The organism is Enterococcus sp. AZ196, assembly GCF_050498845.1.
Taxonomy (GTDB): Bacteria; Bacillota; Bacilli; order Lactobacillales; family Enterococcaceae; genus Enterococcus_A; species Enterococcus_A murrayae.
The window spans coordinates 492,976-515,964 of the sequence record NZ_JBIPAM010000001.1; the positions used below are offsets into that span (position 1 = coordinate 492,976).

At 38.3% G+C, this 22,989-nt stretch carries 21 protein-coding genes; all 21 read left to right on the forward strand.

The window, feature by feature from the left end; translation table 11 throughout:
- The first annotated feature begins 29 nt into the window (after positions 1-29).
- The 21 genes from ligA (at position 30) to polA (ending at position 22,831) form a co-directional block, all read left to right on the forward strand.
- Positions 30-2,048, forward strand: a complete 2,019-nt coding sequence (gene ligA, locus IGI67_RS02375) for an NAD-dependent DNA ligase LigA (RefSeq protein ID WP_207109264.1) — start codon at positions 30-32, stop codon at positions 2,046-2,048.
- 195 nt (positions 2,049-2,243) lie between these two features.
- Complete coding sequence (gatC, locus tag IGI67_RS02380; RefSeq protein WP_010744987.1) at positions 2,244-2,549, forward strand: Asp-tRNA(Asn)/Glu-tRNA(Gln) amidotransferase subunit GatC; 306 nt, start codon at positions 2,244-2,246, stop codon at positions 2,547-2,549.
- Entirely contained in the window at positions 2,549-4,018 is a 1,470-nt protein-coding gene (gatA, locus tag IGI67_RS02385) for an Asp-tRNA(Asn)/Glu-tRNA(Gln) amidotransferase subunit GatA (RefSeq protein ID WP_207109216.1), read from the forward strand. Before gatC ends, gatA begins: the two co-directional genes overlap by 1 nt.
- Positions 4,018-5,448, forward strand: coding sequence for an Asp-tRNA(Asn)/Glu-tRNA(Gln) amidotransferase subunit GatB (gene gatB / locus IGI67_RS02390; RefSeq protein WP_429956624.1), 1,431 nt, complete (start codon positions 4,018-4,020; stop codon positions 5,446-5,448). Before gatA ends, gatB begins: the two co-directional genes overlap by 1 nt.
- A 113-nt stretch (positions 5,449-5,561) precedes the next feature.
- Entirely contained in the window at positions 5,562-6,572 is a 1,011-nt protein-coding gene (locus IGI67_RS02395) for a diacylglycerol kinase (protein ID WP_207109218.1), read from the forward strand.
- A gap of 170 nt (positions 6,573-6,742) precedes the next feature.
- The gene (gene rlmD / locus IGI67_RS02400) at positions 6,743-8,107 is read left to right on the forward strand and encodes a 23S rRNA (uracil(1939)-C(5))-methyltransferase RlmD (protein WP_429956625.1); all 1,365 of its coding nucleotides are present in this window, start codon (positions 6,743-6,745) and stop codon (positions 8,105-8,107) included.
- Between the two features lie 2 nt (positions 8,108-8,109).
- Positions 8,110-8,238, forward strand: coding sequence for a hypothetical protein (locus tag IGI67_RS02405; RefSeq protein ID WP_277988943.1), 129 nt, complete (start codon positions 8,110-8,112; stop codon positions 8,236-8,238).
- Between the two features lie 37 nt (positions 8,239-8,275).
- A complete protein-coding gene (locus IGI67_RS02410) occupies positions 8,276-8,674 on the forward strand; it encodes a hypothetical protein (RefSeq protein ID WP_207109265.1) in 399 nt (132 codons plus the stop codon).
- Between the two features lie 50 nt (positions 8,675-8,724).
- Entirely contained in the window at positions 8,725-9,393 is a 669-nt protein-coding gene (locus IGI67_RS02415; RefSeq protein ID WP_429956626.1) for a 2,3-bisphosphoglycerate-dependent phosphoglycerate mutase, read from the forward strand.
- A gap of 31 nt (positions 9,394-9,424) precedes the next feature.
- Positions 9,425-10,030: an HAD-IA family hydrolase gene (locus IGI67_RS02420; RefSeq protein WP_429956627.1), complete on the forward strand. Its 606-nt coding sequence runs from the start codon at positions 9,425-9,427 to the stop codon at positions 10,028-10,030.
- A 102-nt stretch (positions 10,031-10,132) separates the two neighbouring features.
- Entirely contained in the window at positions 10,133-10,516 is a 384-nt protein-coding gene (locus IGI67_RS02425; RefSeq protein WP_207109222.1) for a DUF1149 family protein, read from the forward strand.
- A gap of 273 nt (positions 10,517-10,789) precedes the next feature.
- Positions 10,790-12,181, forward strand: a complete 1,392-nt coding sequence (locus IGI67_RS02430; protein WP_207109223.1) for an L-cystine transporter — start codon at positions 10,790-10,792, stop codon at positions 12,179-12,181.
- A gap of 140 nt (positions 12,182-12,321) precedes the next feature.
- Positions 12,322-12,693 (forward strand): VOC family protein, encoded by a 372-nt coding sequence (locus IGI67_RS02435; protein ID WP_429956628.1) that lies wholly within the window; start codon positions 12,322-12,324, stop codon positions 12,691-12,693.
- A 31-nt stretch (positions 12,694-12,724) separates the two neighbouring features.
- Positions 12,725-13,453 carry a metallophosphoesterase family protein gene (locus IGI67_RS02440; RefSeq protein WP_429956629.1) on the forward strand — a complete coding sequence of 243 codons (729 nt, stop codon included), beginning with the start codon at positions 12,725-12,727 and terminating at the stop codon, positions 13,451-13,453.
- A 132-nt stretch (positions 13,454-13,585) separates the two neighbouring features.
- Entirely contained in the window at positions 13,586-14,485 is a 900-nt protein-coding gene (locus tag IGI67_RS02445) for a DMT family transporter (RefSeq protein WP_429956630.1), read from the forward strand.
- 108 nt (positions 14,486-14,593) lie between these two features.
- Entirely contained in the window at positions 14,594-16,774 is a 2,181-nt protein-coding gene (locus IGI67_RS02450; RefSeq protein ID WP_429956631.1) for a Tex family protein, read from the forward strand.
- Positions 16,767-17,216, forward strand: a complete 450-nt coding sequence (locus tag IGI67_RS02455) for a SprT family protein (protein WP_429956632.1) — start codon at positions 16,767-16,769, stop codon at positions 17,214-17,216. Before IGI67_RS02450 ends, IGI67_RS02455 begins: the two co-directional genes overlap by 8 nt.
- Before the next feature lie 101 nt (positions 17,217-17,317).
- Positions 17,318-18,652 (forward strand): UDP-N-acetylmuramate--L-alanine ligase, encoded by a 1,335-nt coding sequence (gene murC, locus IGI67_RS02460; RefSeq protein ID WP_429956633.1) that lies wholly within the window; start codon positions 17,318-17,320, stop codon positions 18,650-18,652.
- 169 nt (positions 18,653-18,821) lie between these two features.
- Positions 18,822-19,301, forward strand: a complete 480-nt coding sequence (locus IGI67_RS02465; RefSeq protein WP_207109230.1) for a MaoC family dehydratase — start codon at positions 18,822-18,824, stop codon at positions 19,299-19,301.
- Positions 19,294-19,977: a Bax inhibitor-1/YccA family protein gene (locus IGI67_RS02470; RefSeq protein ID WP_207109231.1), complete on the forward strand. Its 684-nt coding sequence runs from the start codon at positions 19,294-19,296 to the stop codon at positions 19,975-19,977. Before IGI67_RS02465 ends, IGI67_RS02470 begins: the two co-directional genes overlap by 8 nt.
- 214 nt (positions 19,978-20,191) lie before the next feature.
- Positions 20,192-22,831 (forward strand): DNA polymerase I, encoded by a 2,640-nt coding sequence (polA, locus tag IGI67_RS02475; protein ID WP_429956634.1) that lies wholly within the window; start codon positions 20,192-20,194, stop codon positions 22,829-22,831.
- Positions 22,832-22,989 lie beyond the last annotated feature (158 nt).

Here is a 22,989-nt window from a genome sequence, read left to right on the forward strand (position 1 = left end):
AATAATTAGGAGGGATTTTCTTGGAACCAATGACCTTTCAAACAGCGGAAAAACGTTCTGCAGAACTCCGCGAAGAACTGAATCAATATGCCTATGAATATTATGTGCAAGATCAACCCTCAGTGGAAGATTTTGTTTACGATAAAAAGTATCAAGAATTAGTTGAAATTGAGACGGAATACCCTGATCTAATCACGCCTGAATCGCCCACTCAAAGAGTAGGAGGGAAGGTATTAGAAGGTTTTGAAAAAGTTGTGCACGATATTCCTTTATATAGTTTGAACGATGTTTTCAGCAAAGAGGAACTAATTGCTTTTGATGAACGAGTAAAAAAAGCTTTAGGGTATTCTGTTTCGTATTGCTGCGAATTAAAAATCGACGGGTTATCAATCTCTTTAAAATATGAAGACGGACTTTTCATACAAGGAGCGACTCGGGGTGATGGAACAGTTGGCGAGAATATTACAGAGAATTTAAAAACAGTCAAATCAATTCCCTTGCGGTTAAAGGAACCATTGTCAATTGAAGTTCGTGGTGAGTGTTATATGCCAAAGGCCTCCTTTGTCAAATTGAATCAACAACGAGAGGAAGAAGGCAAAGAAGTTTTTGCCAATCCTCGAAATGCGGCAGCTGGAAGTTTACGACAATTGGACACTCGTGTTGCTGCGCAACGGAACTTGAGTACTTTTTTATATACGTTGGCTGATTTTGGTCCGCTGGAATCAACAACCCAAGATCATGCTTTAAATGAAATGTCTCGTCTAGGCTTCCGGACCAACCCTGAACATCGTGTATGCGATACGATCGATGAAGTTTGGGAATACATTGAACACTTCCACGAAATGAGAGATCAGCTTGACTATGAGATTGACGGTATTGTAATTAAAGTGAATGAGTTTAAATTGCAGGATGATTTAGGTTTTACCGTGAAGGCACCGCGCTGGGCAACAGCTTACAAATTTCCTCCGGAGGAAGCTCAAACAACTTTATTAGATATTGATTGGACAATCGGCCGTACCGGGGTATTGACACCAACTGCAATCATGGAACCAGTTCGTTTAGCTGGTACAACAGTTGGGCGAGCAAGTCTTCACAATAGTGACTATATTGAGAAAAAAGATATCCGCCTGAAGGATACGATATTAGTATATAAAGCAGGAGATATTATTCCAGAAGTCGCACAAGTAATTCTAGAAAAACGTCCAGCAGATAGTCAACCATACCCGATCCCTACACACTGCCCAATCTGCGACAGTGAATTGGTTCATTTGGATGAAGAAGTCGCGTTACGTTGTATCAACCCAAAGTGTCCTGCGCAAATTAAAGAAGGTCTTAGTCATTTTGTTTCTCGTAATGCAATGAACATTGAAGGGTTAGGACCACGTGTATTAGCTCAGATGTTTGATAAAGGGTTAGTTTCAGATGTGGCTGATCTTTATGCGTTAGATAAAGATCAATTATTGACTTTGGATAAGATAAAAGACAAATCAGCCGAAAATATTTTACAAGCAATTGATGCCAGTCGTGATAATTCGGTTGAACGACTGATTTTTGGATTAGGTATTAGACATGTCGGGGCGAAAGCTGCAGGGATTTTAGCAGAGCATTTTGGCAGTCTGGAAGCGATGAGTAAGGGGACTAAAGAGGAAATTGTTGATCTAAATACTATTGGAGAAACGATTGCTGACAGTGTCGTGACCTATTTTGAAAATGAAGAAGTACATGAACTGATGCAGGAATTAGCCGAACGAGGAGTAAATCTTGAGTATAAGGGAATTCGTGCGAATCAATTAGCAGAAGTTGTCTCTCCCTTTAAAGATAAAACTGTCGTGCTGACTGGTAAGCTAGTCGATTATACTCGTGAGGAAGCTAAGGAAAAAATCCAAAATCTCGGTGGAAAAGTAACCGGCAGTGTTTCCAAAAAGACGGATATTGTGGTTGCTGGCGAGGAGGCTGGAAGTAAACTGGCTAAAGCACAAAGTTTAGGAGTTGAAGTCTGGGACGAAAAGCAAATGATTCGAGCAATAGAAGAAAGTCATACAGAGTGAGGTATTTTGTCTAGATGACTGTTGACGGTTCTATTAACGAACGAGTATTATAAATAGGCGTCAGGTCTATTAGAATAGGTCCATTTTAAATTTGTTTGAATAGAACAATTTTTCAAAAAATTTCAAGAAAAAAACGTGAATTCTAACAGAGATATGATAAAATGATTGAAAATTGACAAAAGAAAGAGGGATATTATGGCAATCAATGAAGAACAAGTGAAACATGTCGCGAAACTTGCGAAGCTTTCTTTTTCTGATGATGAATTGACCGGGTTTACTGATCAATTAGGCAAAATAATCGACATGGTCGAGCAACTTGGAGAAGTTGATACAGAAGGTGTGCCATTTACTTCCAATGTATTAGAAACAATCAATGTCATGCGTGAGGATGTAGCCGATGAGGGCTGGTCACGCGACGAGTTAATGAAAAACGTTCCGGAAAGCGAAGATGGCTTTATTAAAGTTCCGGCAATCATTGACAATGGAGAGGCTGGTGCATAATGGAAAAGTTATATGATAAATCGATTGAAGAATTACACGGTCTGCTAGTATCAAGAGAAATTACGGCGACGGATTTAACAGCAGCTACTTTTGACCGCATCAAAGAAACTGAAAAAGAAGTTGATGCTTTTATTACTTTAAACGAAGAAAAAGCATTAAAGAGCGCGAAAGCTATCGATGCAAAAGGAATCAATGAAGAAAATGCGTTGGCTGGAATTCCAATCGGGATAAAAGACAACATTGTAACACAAGGAATTTTAACGACGGCAGCATCTAAAATTTTATCGAATTTCGAGCCGATCTATGATGCGACAGTTATGGAAAAAGTCTATAGTTCAGATTTAATTCCAGTAGGTAAGTTAAATATGGACGAATTTGCAATGGGAAGTTCAAGTGAAACTTCCTATTTCAAGAAAACTAAAAATGCTTGGGATCAAACGAAGGTTCCTGGCGGTTCTTCAGGCGGCTCTGCAGCGGCTGTTGCTGCTGGTGAAGTTCCAATTTCTTTAGGTAGCGATACGGGCGGAAGTATTCGCCAGCCTGCAGCATTCAATGGCGTTGTAGGGCTAAAACCAACTTATGGTCGTGTCTCACGCTTTGGTTTAATTGCGTTCGCTTCATCGCTGGACCAAATTGGACCTTTTACTCGTACGGTTAAGGACAATGCATTAGCTTTGAATGCTATCAGCGGCTACGATCCAAAGGATGGTACCTCAGCAGGTGTTTCTGTACCAGATTTTGCGGCTGGTTTAACTGGTGATATCAAAGGCATGAGGATTGCTTTGCCGAAAGAGTTTATGGCTGAAGGAATTGAACCTGGAGTCAAAGCGGCAATTGTTAAAGCGGTCGAAACATTCAAAGCTTTAGGTGCAACAGTTGAAGAAGTCAGCTTGCCGCATTCAAAATATGGTGTTGAAGTGTATTACATTATCGCTTCATCTGAAGCAAGTTCAAACTTACAGCGTTTCGATGGGATTCGCTATGGTTTCCGTTCAGAAGATGTACAAAATCTAGAAGATGTTTATGTAAATACTCGTACAGAAGGATTTGGCGATGAAGTAAAACGTCGGATTATGTTAGGAACGTTTTCACTTTCTGCAGGGTACTACGACGCTTATTTCAAGAAAGCAGGACAAGTTCGTACACTGATTAAACGAGATTTTGATAAAGTTTTTGCTGATTACGATTTGATTATTGGACCAACATCACCAACTGTTGCTTTTGGTATTGGAGAAAATATCGATGATCCTATCACAATGTATTTAAATGATATTTTAACGATTCCTGTAAACTTAGCTGGTTTACCAGGTATGTCTGTTCCTGCAGGATTTTCGGAAGGACTTCCAGTCGGCTTGCAAATCATTGGAAAACATTTTGATGAATCAACCATGTATAAAGCAGCTTATGCTTTTGAACAAGCAACTGATTTCCACAAGCAAAAACCTGTGATTTTAGGGGGGGACAAATAATGAACTTAGAAACTGTCATCGGACTTGAAGTCCATGTGGAGCTGAAAACAAACTCTAAAATCTTTTCACCTGCGCCCGCTCACTTCGGTGCGGAAGCCAATACCAATACAAACATTATCGACTGGGGTTATCCAGGGGTATTGCCAGTTATGAATAAAGCAGCGATTGAATTTGGGATGAAAGCAGCATTGGCCTTGAACTGTGAGGTCTCAAAAAACATGCACTTTGACCGTAAAAATTATTTTTATCCGGATAATCCGAAAGCCTATCAAATTTCACAATTTGATGAACCAATCGGACACGATGGCTGGATCGAAATTGATGTCAATGGTAAAAAGAAAAAAATTCGAATTGAACGTGTTCACTTAGAAGAAGATGCCGGTAAGAACATGCACGGTATCGGCGGCTATTCATATGTCGACTTGAACCGTCAAGGGACCCCATTGATCGAAATCGTATCGGAAGCCGATATGCGTTCCCCTGAAGAAGCCAATGCCTATCTAGAAGCACTGCGTTCAATTATCCAGTTCACAGGTGTTAGTGACGTGAAGATGGAGGAAGGCTCGATGCGTTGTGATGCTAATATCTCTTTGCGCCCTTATGGACAAGAAGAATTTGGGACGAAAACCGAATTGAAAAACTTGAACTCTATCAGTTTCGTTAAAAAAGGTTTGGCCTTTGAAGTTCAACGTCAAACGAAGGTTCTTTTGTCTGGCGGAACGATCCAACAAGAAACCCGTCGTTACGACGAAGGGACAAACAAAACAATCTTGATGCGTGTTAAAGAAGGTTCAAGTGACTACCGTTACTTCCCAGAGCCAGATATCCCTCGTTTTGAAATCGATGAACCATGGATCGAAAAGGTTCGTGAATCACTGCCTGAAATGCCTGCTTCACGCCGCGAACGCTACGTGAATGAGCTTGGGTTACCAGAATATGATGCAATGGTCTTGACTATGAGTCTTGAAATGTCTGACTTCTTTGAAGAAACCTTAAAAGAAGGTGCAGACGCAAAACAAGCATCGAACTGGCTGATGGGTGAAGTATCAGCCTACTTAAACAGTGAGAAATTAGAACTAGCAGAAACTAAATTAACACCTAACAATTTAGCTGGCATGATCAAATTGATCGCTGACGGTACGATCAGTTCTAAGATCGCTAAGAAGGTCTTCCGCGAATTGATCCAAAACGGCGGAGATGCGAAAACGGTCGTTGAAGCGAAAGGATTAGTTCAATTATCTGATCCAGCTCAATTGCTGCCGATGATCAATGAAGTACTTGATAACAATGATCAATCTGTTGAAGATTTCAAAAATGGTAAAGAACGGGCAGTAGGCTTTTTAGTTGGACAAATTATGAAAGCAACTAAAGGGAAAGCGAATCCTGGAGTAGTAAATAAGTTACTTCAAGAGGAATTAGCGAAACGATAAGAATATCGATTCCAATATGAGCTTTCACTCGATTGAAGGAATGACACATAACGTGAAATAAGACTTTTTTTCGTGAGAAAATTAGTACCTTAATATGAACAAGGAGCTCGACCATGAGAAAAGCACGACTGATTTATAATCCAGTATCTGGAAAAGAGATCATGCGTAATAATTTGGCAGATATTTTAGATGCCATTGAAAGAGCAGGTTATGAAGCAAGTGCATTTGCTACGACTCCTGAACCTGATTCAGCAAAAAATGAAGCGACCCGCGCGGCTAAGGCCGGTTTTGATCTAGTTGTTGCCGCTGGCGGGGATGGAACAATCAATGAAGTTGTTAACGGTATCGCTGGGCTAACAGACCGGCCTAAAATGGCGATTATTCCAGCAGGTACGACAAACGATTATGCTCGTGCATTGAAAGTTCCGCGTAATAATGTTAAAGCAGCTGCTGAGGTTATTCAAAAGCAGCAGACTGTCAAAATGGATATCGGAAAAGCAGCAGATACCTATTTTATAAATATTGCTGCTGGCGGATCATTGACCGAATTGACTTACGAGGTACCTTCTGAGTTAAAAAGCATTTTTGGTTACTTGGCTTATCTAGCTAAAGGTGCAGAAATGCTTCCTCGGATAAAGCCGACTAAAATGCGTTTGGTTTATGAAGGCGGCGAGTATGAGGGCAATGCATCAATGTTTTTCTTAGGCCTAACAAATTCCATTGGCGGCTTTGAGACCATTGCTCCTGATGCTAAATTAGATGATGGGAAATTTTCATTGATTGTTGTCAAAACTGCGAATCTTTTTGAAATTGTTCGTTTGATAACGCTAGTATTGAATGGTGGAAAGCATGTCAATGATTCAAAAGTTTTGTATATTAAGACAAGCTTTTTGGATGCTAGCCTACTAGATACAGATAAAAAAATGATGATTAATTTAGATGGTGAATACGGCGGCGATGCACCGATGCGCTTTGAAAATCTGCACCAGCATATTGAATTTTATGCGAATACTGATGAAATCAATGATGATGCTATTTTAGGTCCGGATGATCAAAAACGCGAAGCTGGAATCGAACTTGTTAAGGAATATGAAAAAATTCAAGACGAAGATTCAGAAGAGTAAACATTGGAACGTTTCTGTCACAAGACAGAAACGTTTTTTAGTGGAATGAAGGCAAATGAATTTATCAGTATTGATTCTTACGGAAGTCTTAAGGCTAAAGCCTTTGTGCAGTCTTGCTTTTTCTATTAGAATTCATTAGAATAAGTAAATCAGCCTTGAAGGAGAATGAAATGACCACAGTAGAAAAAAATCAAACTTATACCGTTATGATCGATGATTTATCACATGAAGGATTAGGAGTCGCTCATATTGAGGGGTATCCGCTGTTTATTGAAAATGCTTTGCCAACAGAAGAAGTATCGGTCAAAGCAGTTAAAATCGGAAAGAAATTTGGATATGGAAAAGTGATTGAACGTTTCAATAGAAATCCTGAACGTCAGGAAGTGGCGGATCTAGATCTTTTAAGAAGTGGGATTGCACCTTTAAGCCATATGACCTATGATTATCAATTACGTTTTAAGCAACAGCAAGTTGAAAAGGTCCTGAAAACGATTGCGAAATTGCCGGAATTACCAGTATTACCAACTTTAGGAATGAAAAATCCTATTGAGTATCGAAATAAAGCTCAGATTCCAGTTCAAAAAGTTGATAATCAATTGATGACAGGTTTTTATCGTAAAAATTCGCATAATTTATTACCAATTGAAAATTATTTAATTCAGGATCCTAAAATTGATCAAGCAATCATCGCAGTTAGAGATATCTTGCAGCGATTTAATGTTAAAGCCTACAATGAACGCGAAAACACAGGCTTTATCCGACATATCATAATTCGTCGTGGACATTACAGTCATGAGATGATGGTGATTCTGGTGACTAGAACTGAACGATTCTTTAAAGGAATTGAAATCGCTGAGATAATCAAAGCCGAATTACCAGAAGTAGTCTCGGTAATCCAAAATATCAATCCAGAACAGACTAATGTCATCATGGGTAGAGAAGAAAAAATATTATATGGGAAACCGACCATCAACGATACATTGTTAGGTAAGACCTATCAGATCTCGTCTCAGTCATTTTATCAAGTTAATACTGAGCAGACTGAACGATTGTATCAGACTGCTATCGAATTTGCTGAGTTGAGTAAAGAAGATGTTGTTGTCGATGCTTATTGCGGAATTGGGACGATTGGATTGTCATTTGCAGAAAAAGTTAAGCATGTTTATGGAGTTGAAATAGTACCACAAGCAATTGAGGATGCCAAAGTAAATGCCAAAACAAATAATGTTGAGAATGCCAATTACGAAATCGGAAAAGCAGAAAAAATTATGTCTCGTTGGGCTCGTGAAGGAATTGAACCTAGTGTGATTTTTGTTGATCCGCCAAGAAAAGGGCTGGATGAAAAATTTATTGAAGCTTCTGTTGCTGTAAATCCTAATAAAATCATTTATATTTCATGTAACCCAGCCACATTAGCCAGAGATCTGAGAAGATATGAAGATCTTGGATATCACGCTGTGAAGGTTCAGCCAGTGGATCTGTTTCCGCAAACCTATCATGTTGAATCAGTGACTTTACTGATAAAGGCGGTGTAAGAATGAATCAAAAAGAGAAGATGTTAGAATTAATCAAGAAGAAGCAAAGTGGTGGACGTTCAAAAAAAATGGAGACGCCCAAAAATGATCGTAAGAACATGCGAAAAGGTCCAAAGATTTTTAATAAATAGAATTTAGAGAGGAGCAATCTAATTGAGAAGTATTTGGATGCAACGGCTAACTAAATTTTATCAAAAATATACGTATTCGATGCGCGGACGCTATGGTAGAGCGGATCACATCAATAAGGCGTTACTGATTGTATGGGCAGTGATGATGATTTTTGATCGTTTTCTTCCGTTTTATATCGGTAACATTTTAGCATTGGCAGCTTTTGCACTAGTACTTTATCGTTTTTGTTCGAAGAAGATATATCCGCGAAGTAATGAAAATCAACGATTTATTCAATGGATTGCTCAAGTGAAGAACTTTTTTAAGGGAAAACAGGGGACGTATCGTTATTTCAAATGTCCTGAGTGTAAGCAAAAGATGCGAGCGCCAAAGGGACGAGGAAAGATTAGAGTGACTTGTAAAAATTGTCATACACAATTCGTGAAAAAGGTCTAGTTTTTAAAACTAGGCTTTTTCTGATATTCTTACAATTAGAAGGTGAGAAGATGAAGCTAATTTTAGTACGTCATGGTGAGAGTGAAGCTAATTTTCAGAATTACTGGACTGGATGGCTAGATGTAGATTTAACAGAAAAAGGAATTGAACAGGCTAAAAATGCCGGTAAAAAAATAAAAGCTGCTGGTTTATTATTGGATGTTGCTTATGAGTCTGTTCTGAAGCGTTCAATTAAAACGGCAAAAATTATTTTGCAGGAAGCAGAGGCAAGTTTTGTTCCTGAATATAAAACTTGGCGCTTAAATGAACGACATTACGGTGCTTTAGTTGGAAAAAATAAAGATGTGATTGCACAGGACTTTGGAGCTGATCAAGTTAAAAAATGGCGAAGAAGCTTTGATGAGGTGCCGCCATTAGTAAAAGCGAACCATCTAGATCGTCGGTATGATTTGTTTGATTCCTCATTGATACCTAGAGGGGAAAGCCTGCATATGACCTCGCAGCGTGTTATTCCTCTATGGCAGGATGAGCTGGTACCAAATATGAGGGATGGAAAAACAGTATTAGTTTGTGGTCACGGAAATAGTCTGCGTGCTTTGGTTCAATTTCTTGAGGGGGTTCCAACACAGCAGGTTGATAAAATTGATATTCCTAATGCGACGCCGATGATTTATACATTTAATTCGCAGTTAGAAATTGTTCAAAAAGAGGTTTTATAAAATTATTATGTTTACTTCAGAAAGGTTCAACATGAATTATATTTGGGATTTTGATGGAACATTGTATGATACTTATCCAATTATGCTAAAGGCTTTAATGAAAACATTTAAAGAGTTTGGCATTAAAAAAAATGAAGCAACAGTTTATAGAAAAATAAAAGAAGAGTCGATTCGGCAAATGATTATTGATTGGCAGTTACCTGTGCCGGATTTTGACAACCATTATCATGCACATGAGTTGATAGATAACAAAGCCTCTTATCCTTTTGAAGAGGCCAAGGAGACTCTAAAAAAACTGCAAGAAAAAGACGGACAGCACTTTATTCTAACTCATCAAACAGTAGACTCTACTTGGAATTTGCTAAAAAGAGATGCTCTTGACTCTTTAATCGTAAGTATTATTGGAAGTGATTCAAATTATCCAAGGAAACCAGACCCATCTGCGATTAATTATTTTATTGAGGAGTATCACTTGGACCCACAAAAAACTGTGATGATTGGAGATCGTAAGTTAGATATTGAAGCAGGAAACAACGCTGGCGTTCAAACCGTTTTCTTTGATGTAGATTATTTTAAGCAAGATATTAAGGCAACTTATTTTATAAATAATTTAAAAGAAATGGTACAAATTTTTTGAGCAGAAAGCTATAATTGAGGTAAGGGTATAGTTAGTCGAATAGCTAAAAATTAAGCAAATATTTTACTATATGATTAATTATTTTAAATAAGGAGGTGCGAAATGGAATTACAACGCGATCAGGAAGTCGTAGAATCATTCAATTATGGACTTCCTCCGAAAGACCAAGTAGTAAAACAGAAATTGTTGATCAATTTCAGTCCGTTGGAAGCAGTGGATCCGGGATATCCAGCTGAAAATAGTATCATGGGTGTGCGGATTGAGTTCGTACTCCCTTTTGAAGAGTTTATTATCGGCGGTGTATTGTCACAAGTTATTCATGTGATCGGCCGACAAGTTAAACAGCAAAATGATTTAACAGAGGCTGAGGCGAATGAGATGATTCGTCCGATTTTGAGATTGATTGAACGAATGGTTTATGAGATTACAGAGATTGCATTAGATAAACCTGGAGTAAAGATTAATTTTTCTTCTAATACTATTTAAAATAATAAGTTACCTCTATTTTGAAGGACGTATAATTCACGAAATTAGCGGCTGTTCGATATAGAGGTTTTTTGTATCCATTCATGAAAGTTTCTATGTAACAATGCAAATTATAAGACAGATTATTTTATCTGCGTTATAATTTACAGGTCACTAAAATTTAGGAATCGCGCAGCTATATTTTAGGGTATTTTACTGAAGAGTGAATACCGGGAACCTTTACTTCCTTTGACAGACTTGTCATTATAGAAAGTTATTTTAAGGAGGAATACAATGACAACTCTGTTCACTGTATTAGTGATCTTAGTATTCGTTGGATTGCTTGTGGCTTTTTACCAAATGCAAAAAAAGCATGTGAAATTTTCTAACCGTGTTTTTGCGGGATTAGGTGCCGGAATTATTTTTGGCGGAATTTTACAATTACTTTTAGGTAACGGTAGTAAAGTCATTTCTCAAGCAATGGAATGGATCGGGATCGTTGGTAATGGTTATATTTCTTTATTACAAATGCTCGTTATGCCTTTAGTATTTATTTCAATCGTGGGTGCTTTTACCAAAATGAAATCGAGCAAGAAGCTTGGGAAAATTAGTGCGAATGTTTTAGTTACATTATTAGCTACAACGGCAATTGCTGCTTTAATCGGGATTTTAGCCGTAATGGTCTTTGGGTTGGATGGTGCAACCTTTACTAAGGGAGCAGCTGAAACGGCTCGAATCAAAGAATTAGCAGATCGTCAAACAATGGTTCAGAATTTCTCAATTCCGCAACAAATTCTGTCATTCATTCCCACAAATGTTTTTGCTGACTTTGCTGGAACACGTCCGACAAGTACAATTGGGGTGGTTATTTTTGCGGCTTTTGTAGGCATCGCCTATTTAGGAGTACGTCGTAAGGCACCGAAAGAAGCAGAATTTTTTGCGAATCTAATTGAAAGCTTGTATAAAATTGTCATGCGCATCGTAACTTTAGTATTGCGTTTGACGCCGTATGGTGTTTTCGCTTTGATGACAAATGTATTGGCGACAAGTGATTTTGAAGCAATTGTTAACTTAGGTAAGTTCATTTTAGCTTCTTATAGTGCATTGATTGTTGTGCTCTTAGTACATTCTCTGATTCTTTTAGGAGTCAAGGTAAATCCAATCAATTTCTTTAAAAAGGCATTTCCAGCCTTAAGCTTTGCGTTTACTTCACGTTCAAGTGCAGGAACTTTGCCAATGAATATTGAAACACAGACGAAAGCATTAGGGGTTGATGAAGCTACTGCGAATTTTGCCGGGAGTTTCGGTATTTCGATTGGGCAAAACGGTTGTGCCGGTGTGTATCCAGCGATGCTGGCAACGATTGTGGCACCAACGGTAGGAATCAATGTATTTGATTTGAAATTTATTGTTATGTTAATTGCTATTGTAACAATTAGTTCATTTGGTGTCGCTGGTGTAGGAGGAGGAGCGACTTTCGCTTCATTAATCGTGCTTGGTGCGATGAACTTACCGGTAGCAATTGTTGGTTTAGTTATTTCCGTTGAGCCAATGATCGACATGGCTCGTACAGCTGTGAATGTTAGCGGCAGTATGGTAGCTGGTGTAGTAACCAGCGAGCGGATCCATGAACTGAATCGTGATATCCTACATGATGAAAATGCTTCGATCGAAGTGAATTCTTAATTATTTGAAAGGCTTGGCTAGCGCGACCAAGTCTTTTTTGATACACTTTTTCTGATATTATTAAGGAAGAGGCAGAGTAATAGCTAATGTACATGTTGCCAATTTTTTAAAATCCCTAACAGAAATAAGGAGAGAATAAGTTGTTTAACGAACAAGTAAAAGTAATTTTGTATGCAAATGATGTGAAAAAAGCTAGTTTATTTTGGCAAAGTTTAGGTTTTGAGGTACTCAGTTTTGAAGAAGTAGATGGTTCACAGGTTGCAGAGGTTGCCATGAGTAAGAATAGTACGACACATTTAGTAATTTATGACCGCGAGTTTATTGAACAAAATGATGATGAAGCTACTGAACCTTCACCAGCTTTAATTTTTGGAAGCGATGACGTCGTAGCTTTGTACAAAAAACTGCAAAAAGTTGATGTCCAGTTGGGAGATTTGGCGCAGATCGGTGAAGAGTATGTATTTAATTTCGTTGATACTGATGGAAATTACTTTGTGGTTTCAGGTAAGTAGGCAAAGTCCTTATTGAAAGGGATGAAAAGAGATGGAGCAGGTTTTTGTGATTGGTGATATTCATGGGGAAATAGATATGTTCCGAGAAATTTTACAGAAGTTTCAGCCTGAAAAGCAACAGTTGATATTGATTGGGGACCTGAATGATCGTGGTCTTAAAAGTAAGGATTGCTGGTTATTAGGTATGGAGGTAGTAGATAAGTATCAAGCAGTTTATTTACGTGGGAATCATGAACAATACTTTTTAGATTTCATTGACAATCCTGAAGACTGGTTTCCTAGCTATCTATATAATGGTGGAAAAGAAACTATCGAAAGTTTGCTGCATAAAGGAGCTACAGATGAATATTCACCAACTGAAATTGTGATGATGATTAGGAGTCGGTACAAGAAGTTGCTAGAGTTTTTACATGAACGCCCATTCTATTACGAATGGGGTAAGTATCTTTTTGTCCATGCGGGCGTAAATTTGACTAAGGATTGGCAAAAGTCCTCATTGCAAGATTTTTTATGGATTCGTGAAGCCTTCCATGAAGGAGAAAATAAGACCGGTAAAACGATCGTTTTTGGTCACACCATAACTCCTATGCTGTATGGTGACATGCAAACCACCGCTCTATGGAGATCTGATGGGAAAATTGGAATTGATGGAGGAGCAGTTTTTGGAGGTACTTTGCATGGTGTTGTCTTTGACAAAGAAGGGGTCGTCCACGATTACGAGATACCAAATCTTAATGGTCCTTGGCAGCCGGATTTTTAATAAGGAAAGAGATTCATATTGAATCTCTTTTTTTTATTCTTCTTGCACAAACATTCACATAGTGGCATAGTATGAAAAAGGATTTGAGTTTATTTAAGTAATAATTTAATAAGATACTGAAAGGTGGCAGCTATGTCAGATATTGTAAAGGGACATTTGTCCGCGAGCTTAACGGTTATGATTTGGGCATTGACTTTTATTTCCACTAAAATACTGTTAAAGGATTTTTTACCAATTGAGATTTTATTTATTCGTTTTCTAATTGGCTTTTTTGTTTTAACACTTGCCTCAAGAAAATTGATGACGTTCAGAGGTTGGCGGGAAGAAGGCTATTATATCATTGCTGGTCTATTTGGTGTTTTTCTATATTATTATTTGGAAAATGTCGCTTTGACATTTACTCTGGCAATGAATGTTGGGATTATTGGTTCAGTTAGTCCATTTATGACGGCGTTAATTAGTCGATTTATTTTAAAACAGGGGAAAATTCCACGAGTCTTTGTTTTCGGATTTATATGTTCAATGCTAGGGGTATCTTTGATTAGTCTTTCTGGTACGCTGAACGTCAATCCTATTGGAGATGGCTTAGCATTGATTGCCACTGTTTGTTGGGCCTCGTATTCTTTATTAGTGAATAAAATCAGTGGATTTGGTTACAGTATGATCGTCACGACACAACGACTTTTTTTCTATGGCTTAATGTTTATGATTCCAGTTCTATTTTTTTCAGTAGAAACTTTTGACTTTTCACGCTTTATGATAGCTGAAAATGTTGGGAATTTGCTTTTTTTAGGTGTCGGTGCATCGGCGCTTTGCTTTGTTACATGGAATTTTTCGGTAAAAAATCTCGGAGCAGTCCGTGCAGCTGTGTACATCTATTCAATACCGATGCTGACTACTATAGCTTCAGTAATGATCCTAGGTGAAACACTGACGATCAAGACCATTTTCGGAATATTGCTGACATTAGCTGGTTTGGTTCTGTCGGAGTTGCCTAATTTTTTACGGCAAAGAAAAAAATTAAGGCAATAGGAGAACCTGATTGCTCATTGACGTGATTTGTTTCAAATGAACAGCAGAAGCAATCTTTGTAGAAGTATGATAGAATAGATAGGATTTTGGATGAAATGAGGGAATGAAATGGCAGAAGGATTAAACCAAGAAATCATTCAACTATTGAATAAGGAATTAACGGATTATCGTCCACAACAGATCAAAGTCGTTTTGAATTTGCTTAATGAAGGCAATACCGTACCGTTTATTGCTCGCTATCGTAAAGAAATGACTGGGACTTTAGACGAAGTACAAATTCGTGAGATTGAAGAACGTTACAACTACTTGGAAAATTTGGAGAAGCGCAAGCAAGAAGTTTTGCGTCTAATTGATGAGCAAGGGAAATTGACTGAAGAGCTGGCACAAAAAATCCAACAAGCAGTTAAAGTACAAAAGGTTGAAGATTTATATCGACCTTATAAACAAAAACGTCGGACGAAAGCAACAATCGCTAAGGAAAATGGTTTAGAGCCATTGGCAGAATATTTAATGAGCTTTCCACAATCAGGAGATGTTTACGCGAAAGCTGCAGAGTTTATTACTGAAAATATTATGAGTGCAGAAGAGGCATTACTGGGAGCCCATGAAATCGTAGCTGAACAAATCAGTGACAATCCAGATTTTAGAACATGGATTCGAACGTTTACTAAGAATAAGGGTGTTTACCAAAGTAGGGTAAAAGACGCGGATAAAGATGAAAAAGGCGTTTATGAAATGTATTATGAGTTTTCTGAGCCGATTAATAAGATGGTTTCTCACCGTGTTTTAGCGTCTAATCGCGGGGAAAAAGAAGACGTCTTAAAGGTAACAATCGTTGTTGAAGAAAATAAAATTTTTGATTACTTAGAACGCCAACTGGTAGTAAACAATCGTTCAATCACAGTTGAATTTGTACGGGAAGCATACAAGGATAGCTATAAGCGTTTTATAGGTCCTGCGATCGAAAGAGAAATCCGCAATGAATTGACGGAAAATGCGGATGAACAAGCTATTAACATTTTTGGTGAAAATTTGCGGAATTTGTTATTGCAACCTCCTTTGAAGGGAAAAGTCGTGTTAGGCTTTGATCCTGCATATCGAACAGGATGCAAATTGGCTGTGGTTGATGAAACCGGTAAAGTGTTGGCCATTGAAGTGATCTATCCCCATAAGCCGGCTCCACAGGCAAAACGGCAAGCTTCCGGACCTGCATTACAGGCATTGATTAAAAAATACGGTGTTGAAATGGTAGCAATTGGAAATGGAACAGCCAGCCGTGAATCTGAATTGTTTGTGGCAGAACAATTAAAGCAGGTTCAACAAGAAGTCTTCTATGTGATTGTCAATGAAGCTGGAGCCTCAGTCTATTCAGCCAGTGATATCGCCCGGACAGAATTTCCTGATTTGCAAGTTGAAGAACGGAGTGCGGTGAGCATCGCCAGACGACTACAGGATCCATTATCAGAACTGGTAAAAATTGATCCAAAAGCTGTTGGGGTTGGTCAGTATCAACATGATGTCTCACAAAAGCGTTTGTCTGAGAGATTAGATTTTGTAGTGGAAACAGCAGTTAACCAAGTTGGCGTAAATGTTAATACTGCAAGTCCACAATTATTACAATATGCATCTGGTCTAAACAAAACAACAGCACAAAATATCGTGAATTATCGTGAAGAGAACGGTGCATTTTCTTCACGTCCGCAGTTAAAAAAAGTTCCGCGCTTAGGACCAAAAGCTTATGAACAAGCGATTGGCTTCTTGCGAATTCCAGGAGCTAAAAATATTCTAGATACAACTGCGATTCACCCAGAAAGTTACGGTAGCGCAAAAGAAATCTTGGCATTAGCTGGCGTTGACTTGAAGTCATTAGGCTCTTCGGAAGCGACAGAAAAAATCAAAGCATTACAACTGGATCAATTACAAAGAGAGCTTGAGGTCGGTAAAGAAACGATCGAGGACATCTTGCAAGCATTGCTTCAGCCTGGTCGTGATATGCGTGATGAAATGTCTGCTCCATTATTAAGACAAGATGTGCTAACGATGGAGGATTTAAAACCAGGCATGGAATTGCAGGGAACTGTTCGAAATGTGATCGATTTTGGTGCTTTTGTTGATATTGGTGTAAAACAAGATGGCTTGGTTCATATTTCCAAATTGAGTAAAAAATTTGTCAAACATCCAACTGATGCCGTATCTGTTGGAGATGTAGTAACGGTTTGGGTAGAAGCTGTTGATGTGAAAAAAGGCCGTATCAGTCTGACCATGATTCAAAGTGAAAGAAATGACTAATCAAGAGTTACAGGCTTTAGTCGAAAAGGTTTCTCAGGAATCTTTTCGACAGCCGTTTTGTCATAGAGCTACCTTTAACAACCGTCTTAGAACAACTGGCGGTAGATACCATTTGAAAAGCCATGATCTAGATTTTAATCAGCTAGTATTTGAAAAATATGGCAAGGATGAACTGATCAAAGTGATCAAGCATGAGTTGTGTCACTATCACTTGCACTTGGCAGGCCGTGGCTACCAGCATAAAGATTTAGAATTTAAGCAGCTATTGAAAAAAACTGGGGGTTCTCGTTACACACCGCCATTAGCAACAGCAACTTATCAAGTTTATCAATGCCAAAAATGTCATCAAGAAGTCAGTCGGCGGCGAAAAATCGATACGAAACGTTACGTGTGCGGAAACTGTCAAGGAAAACTAAAATTTTTGAAGACGATTGAATCCTAAGCAGAACCGAGTAGTATGGAGAATAAAAGATTGCTATTTTTGTGGATTTATATGATAATGTGAACCGCAAACAATTATGTACATACAAGGAAGAGGATTAAATGAATAATAAGGATACACTTTATCATTTTGTTGGAATCAAGGGCTCTGGAATGAGCTCGTTAGCTTTGGTTTTACATGAAAAGGGCTATGATGTACAAGGTTCTGACGTCGAAAAATATTTTTTTACACAACGAGACCTAGAAAAAGCCGGCATTACGATTTTGCCGTTTAGCGAAGATAATATTAAAGAGGGCATGACAATCATTCAAGGGAATGCTTTTCCTGATACTCATGAAGAAATTGCTCGGGCGAAGGAATTAGGCTTAGAAATTATACGTTACCATGATTTCATTGGTCAGTTTATCCAGCCTTATACCAGTATTGCTGTGACGGGATCACATGGCAAGACAAGTACCACAGGATTACTGGCCCATGTTTTAAATGGATTAGCACCAACCAGTTATTTAATTGGAGATGGTACAGGCCATGGTGTTCCTGATGCGAAGTTCTTCGCATTTGAAGCGTGTGAGTATCAGCGTCACTTTTTAGCTTATGCGCCAGATTATTCAATCATGACGAACATCGACTTTGACCACCCAGACTATTTCAAGAGTATTGATGATGTATTCGAAGCATTTCAAACGTTGGCTTCACAAGTTAAAAAGGGCATCTTCGCTTATGGCGATGATGAATATTTGCGTAAGTTAAAAGCTGATGTGCCGATTTATTATTATGGGCTATCTGAAAATGATGATATCCAAGCCCGTAACATCGTTCGTACTACGAATGGTTCCGCTTTTGATGTGTATCATAATGAGAAATTCATCGGCCGATTTGCTGTTCCTTCATTTGGTAAACACAATATCTTAAATGCGTTATCAGTAATCGCAGTCGCTTATTTTGAAGGATTAGATATGGATATGGTCAAAGAAGAGATGTTGACGTTCTCTGGAGTAAAACGACGCTTTACTGAAAAGAAGGTTGCTGACATGATCATCGTTGATGATTATGCGCATCATCCGGCTGAAATCAAAGCGACAATTGATGCTGCCCGGCAAAAATATCCTGAGAAGGAACTGATTGCGGTCTTCCAACCTCATACCTTTACTCGGACGATTGCTTTGATGGATGAGTTTGCTGAGGCTTTAGATCGCGCTGACAAAGTTTATCTTTGTGATATTTTCTCGTCGGCTCGTGAGACAGCTGGCGATGTAAAAATTGAAGATCTAGGAGATAAAATTCAAAAAGGCGGACAAGTGATTAAAGAAGAAAACATGTCGCCATTATTAGACCACGAAAATGCAGTAGTGATCTTTATGGGCGCTGGTGATGTTCAAAAATTCGAACGTGCTTACGAAAATCTCCTAAGCAATACTACACGCAACGTATTATAGATAAGAAAAGAAGGGTTCTGACAAAAATGTCCGAACCCTTCTTTAATGAATGATTACTAAGGTTCTGGGACTCAAACATTGATTTAGAAATCTTTATCAGAAAGTATGTACAAACTTGTGTTTTACTTGCTTTCTGATAAAATAATGAGTAGAACACATTACGGAGGGAATGACTTTGTATAATATGAAGGCTCGGAAAATAGGCAAAACGATTGACGAAATTGAGGAAGGTGACTCGTTATCGTTAACGGAATCGATCGAAGATAATCAGATTCTTTTATATTTAGGTTTGACAAATGATGCCAATCCTTTGTACATTCAGCATGATTATGCGAAAGAAACTGAGTATGAACAACCACTTGTGCCATCTATTATGTTGATGGGTATCATAACAAGTGCGATTTCTAAACATTTACCAGGACCGGGTTCTCACGTTGTGAACTTCTCGATCAATTTTATTGATCCGGTTTTTCACTATGAAACATTGACCTTTGAGTTTGAAGTAATTAAAGTGGATAAAATGAAGGATGTCGTTACTATCTCTGTTGAAGCAGTAGAAGCTACTGATAACGAAGAAAAGCGCATCTTGGATGCTGTGGTAATGGTCAAACCGCCACAGACGCAAATAGGAGATGATTTAGATGAATAATCAAGAAACACGTGTATATGGCTTGAATCGCTTTTATGGTAAGATTTATGCTTTTCTCGCTTTAGGTATCGGAATCAGTGCAGTAATTTCTTACCTGTCTTTAAATGCTTGGAGCTATCAAGTCGCTAACTTTATTAATAATTTCCCGCTAGGCTTTTGGGGAATCTGGATTGCAGAAATCGCACTAGTGGTTTTTCTAGGTGTGAAAGCCCAAAAGAATCCAACGTTGGCAATCGGTGGATTTATTGTATACTCTGCACTAAATGGCTTAACCTTAGCTGTTACTTTAGCTATATATGATTTGGGAACAATTACTCAAGCATTTGTCACTGCGTCGGCAACATTTTTAGTAATGTCGCTTGTGGGATCATTTACTAAACGCGATTTATCTGGAATCGGGCGCGCAGCACTAAGCTGTTTGTTGGGAATTATCATCGCGATGCTGTTGAATGTTTTCGTGCTACACAGTAGTGCAGTTGATTTTTTTATTTCCATTTTAATGGTAGTAATTATGTCAGGAATTACAGCCTATGATAACCAAATGATTCGGAAGATCTATCTTGGATCAAATGGAGAGGTTGGAAATGGTGTTGCTGTCTTCATGGCACTACAACTTTATCTAGACTTCATCAACCTGTTCATTTCATTCTTACGAATTTTTGGAAACAGCAAATAGAGGCGGATACTCGCCTCTATTTTTTCTGTTCTGTCTTTAGAACAAGAATACTGGGAAAATCAGCTCCATTCTTTTCATTTCACTTCATAGTTTGTTAAAATGAAGCGGGGAAGCGTGATCAGTAGATAGTACCTTTGTTTGTTTTTTTAGTAATCAAGCAGACTGTTAACACGATGAGAAATAAATACATTAATAGGAATTAGGAGTCGAAGACATGAGTGAGAATAAATTATTATTAGTAGACGGAAATAGTGTGGCTTTTCGTGCCTTTTTTGCCCTGCATAATTCTTTAGAGCGTTTTAAAAATAAGAATGGCTTACACACAAATGCGATTTATGCTTTTAACAATATGTTTGAAAATGTAATGGACCGGGAAAAGCCAACCCATGTCTTAGTAGCTTTCGATGCAGGAAATACCACTTTTCGGACTGCGATGTATTCTGAATATAAGGGCGGCCGTTCTAAAACACCAGGCGAATTCCGCGAACAGATGCCCTATTTACGTGAATTATTAGTTGGCTTGGGTGTGAAACACTACGAACTAGACAACTATGAAGCGGATGATATCATTGGTACATTGGCGCATCGTGCGGCTGAAGAAGGTTTTGAGGTTGTCGTATTATCTGGTGATCGCGACTTGACACAATTAGCAACAGATAAAATAAAAGTAGATATCACAGTAAAAGGTGTTAGTGAAATTGAATCATACACACCTGAACATGTGGCTGAGAAATATGATGGATTGACGCCAAATCAGATCATTGATATGAAAGGACTTGCTGGGGATACATCCGATAACTATCCGGGTGTCACAAAAGTTGGCGAAAAAACAGCAATCAAATTATTGAAGCAATTTGGCAGCGTCGAGGGCGTTTATGAAAATATTGATGAGCTGAAGAAAAGTAAAATGAAAGAAAACTTAATCAATGACAAGGATCAAGCTTTTCTTTCAAAAGAACTGGCAACCATCAAGTTAGATGCACCTGTCGATCTTTCGATTGATGAGCTAGTTTATAGTGGAAAAGATTTAGATAAGCTGATTCCCTTTTTTAAAGAAATGGATTTCAAAGGCTTCTTAAGCAAACTGAATGTTGAAGAAGAGGAAGTCGAATTGGAAGATATCAAGTTTGAAGTAGTTACAGACTTCAGGAAAGAAATGTTTGATGCCGATTCAGCTTTATACGTTGAGATGTTAGAAGATAATTATCATTTTTCTGATATTGTAGGTGTCGCATGGGGAACAAAAGATAAAATCTATGTAACAAATGAATTAGCTTTATTTGAAAGTATTGATTTCAAAAAATGGCTAGAGTCAGCGAACGGAAAAAAAGTCTATGATGCGAAACGTACGTATGTTGCATTAAATCGCTATATTACCAGAACCGAAGGGATTAACTTTGATGTCTTATTGGCCGCTTATCTGTTAGATACTAATGATAATAGCAACGATATCGCTGGTGTGGCACAATACTATGGTTATTCTGAAATTCAAACAGACGAACAGGTTTATGGAAAAGGGGTTAAAAAAGGTCTGCCAGAGGATGACGATGTTTTCTTTGGACATTTAGCTCGTAAAATCAAAGCGATTCATTTCTTGAATGACAAATTAGTAAATGAACTAGAGGAAAAGAAACAGGACAAGCTGTTCTACCAGATGGAACTACCGTTGTCACGCATCCTGGCGGAAATGGAGATTGCTGGAATCACTGTAGATGCCACGCGGTTACAAGCGATGCGTGGAGAGTTTTCAAAACGTCTGCAGGATATCGAGAAAAAAATCTATCAGGAAGCTGGCGAGGAGTTCAACATCAACTCACCTAAGCAGCTAGGTGTGATTTTATTTGAAAAAATGCAGTTGCCAGTAATTAAAAAAACAAAGACGGGTTATTCAACTGCTGTGGATGTTTTAGAGCAATTACGAGAGCAAGCACCAATCGTGGACCACATTTTGAATTATCGACAAATCGCTAAAATTCAATCAACATATGTAGAAGGATTATTGAAGGTTATTCAAAGCGATAATAAAATTCATACGCGGTATATCCAAACATTGACACAAACAGGTCGTTTGAGTTCTGTTGATCCTAACTTGCAAAATATTCCTATTCGTTTGGAAGAAGGGCGCAAAATTCGACAAGCTTTTGTTCCACGAGATGAGAACTGGTTGATCTATTCTTCAGATTACTCTCAAATCGAGTTGCGTGTTTTGGCACATATATCGGGAGATGAGCATTTGAAACAGGCGTTCCGTGATGGAATGGATATCCATACAAGTACTGCTATGCGTGTTTTTAATGTTTCAGAAGATGAGGTAACGCCGAATATGCGCCGGAATGCCAAGGCTGTTAATTTTGGGATCGTTTATGGTATCTCTGATTATGGACTTTCGCAAAACTTAGGAATCACACGTAAAGCGGCACAAGAGTATATTGACACTTATTTTGAAAATTATCCAGATGTGAAACGATATATGGAAGAAAGCGTACGTGAGGCAAAGGATAAGGGTTACTCTGCTACCTTATACAATCGTCGCCGCTACCTGCCAGATATCAATGCTCGCAATTTCAATCTACGTTCATTTGCGGAACGAACTGCTATTAATACACCGATTCAAGGAAGTGCGGCAGACATTTTGAAATTAGCGATGATTGAAATGGCAAAACGCTTGAAGGAGGAGAAGCTTCAAGCGACTATGCTGCTGCAAGTTCATGATGAACTTGTCTTTGAGGTCCCGGAGAGTGAGTTAGAACAATTAGATCAATTAGTTAAAGAAGTAATGGAAAACACAGTCCAACTAGACGTTCCATTATTGACGGATAGTAATTGGGGAAAAACTTGGTACGAAGCAAAATAAAGTAAAGGCTGGAAGAGATTCCAGCTTTTTTGCAAGTGTACCTGCCAGACTGAAGACATTCAAAATACTGTTAACATAAACTAGTTATCACCTCACATTTGTTCTGTTTTTGAATGAAGTCGTTGGTAATTTGTTGTATTTAGGAAATAATTAATAAG

What these genes read in the sequence shown, in the direction of transcription:
- ligA (WP_207109264.1), top strand. Translation starts at nt 30, where the DNA reads ATGACCTTTCAAACAGCGGAAAAACGTTCTGCAGAACTCCGCGAAGAA.
- gatC (WP_010744987.1), top strand. Translation starts at nt 2,244, where the DNA reads ATGGCAATCAATGAAGAACAAGTGAAACATGTCGCGAAACTTGCGAAG.
- gatA (WP_207109216.1), top strand. Translation starts at nt 2,549, where the DNA reads ATGGAAAAGTTATATGATAAATCGATTGAAGAATTACACGGTCTGCTA.
- gatB (WP_429956624.1), top strand. Translation starts at nt 4,018, where the DNA reads ATGAACTTAGAAACTGTCATCGGACTTGAAGTCCATGTGGAGCTGAAA.
- IGI67_RS02395 (WP_207109218.1), top strand. Translation starts at nt 5,562, where the DNA reads ATGAGAAAAGCACGACTGATTTATAATCCAGTATCTGGAAAAGAGATC.
- rlmD (WP_429956625.1), top strand. Translation starts at nt 6,743, where the DNA reads ATGACCACAGTAGAAAAAAATCAAACTTATACCGTTATGATCGATGAT.
- IGI67_RS02405 (WP_277988943.1), top strand. Translation starts at nt 8,110, where the DNA reads ATGAATCAAAAAGAGAAGATGTTAGAATTAATCAAGAAGAAGCAAAGT.
- IGI67_RS02410 (WP_207109265.1), top strand. Translation starts at nt 8,276, where the DNA reads ATGCAACGGCTAACTAAATTTTATCAAAAATATACGTATTCGATGCGC.
- IGI67_RS02415 (WP_429956626.1), top strand. Translation starts at nt 8,725, where the DNA reads ATGAAGCTAATTTTAGTACGTCATGGTGAGAGTGAAGCTAATTTTCAG.
- IGI67_RS02420 (WP_429956627.1), top strand. Translation starts at nt 9,425, where the DNA reads ATGAATTATATTTGGGATTTTGATGGAACATTGTATGATACTTATCCA.
- IGI67_RS02425 (WP_207109222.1), top strand. Translation starts at nt 10,133, where the DNA reads ATGGAATTACAACGCGATCAGGAAGTCGTAGAATCATTCAATTATGGA.
- IGI67_RS02430 (WP_207109223.1), top strand. Translation starts at nt 10,790, where the DNA reads ATGACAACTCTGTTCACTGTATTAGTGATCTTAGTATTCGTTGGATTG.
- IGI67_RS02440 (WP_429956629.1), top strand. Translation starts at nt 12,725, where the DNA reads ATGGAGCAGGTTTTTGTGATTGGTGATATTCATGGGGAAATAGATATG.
- IGI67_RS02445 (WP_429956630.1), top strand. Translation starts at nt 13,586, where the DNA reads ATGTCAGATATTGTAAAGGGACATTTGTCCGCGAGCTTAACGGTTATG.
- IGI67_RS02450 (WP_429956631.1), top strand. Translation starts at nt 14,594, where the DNA reads ATGGCAGAAGGATTAAACCAAGAAATCATTCAACTATTGAATAAGGAA.
- IGI67_RS02455 (WP_429956632.1), top strand. Translation starts at nt 16,767, where the DNA reads ATGACTAATCAAGAGTTACAGGCTTTAGTCGAAAAGGTTTCTCAGGAA.
- murC (WP_429956633.1), top strand. Translation starts at nt 17,318, where the DNA reads ATGAATAATAAGGATACACTTTATCATTTTGTTGGAATCAAGGGCTCT.
- IGI67_RS02465 (WP_207109230.1), top strand. Translation starts at nt 18,822, where the DNA reads ATGACTTTGTATAATATGAAGGCTCGGAAAATAGGCAAAACGATTGAC.
- IGI67_RS02470 (WP_207109231.1), top strand. Translation starts at nt 19,294, where the DNA reads ATGAATAATCAAGAAACACGTGTATATGGCTTGAATCGCTTTTATGGT.
- polA (WP_429956634.1), top strand. Translation starts at nt 20,192, where the DNA reads ATGAGTGAGAATAAATTATTATTAGTAGACGGAAATAGTGTGGCTTTT.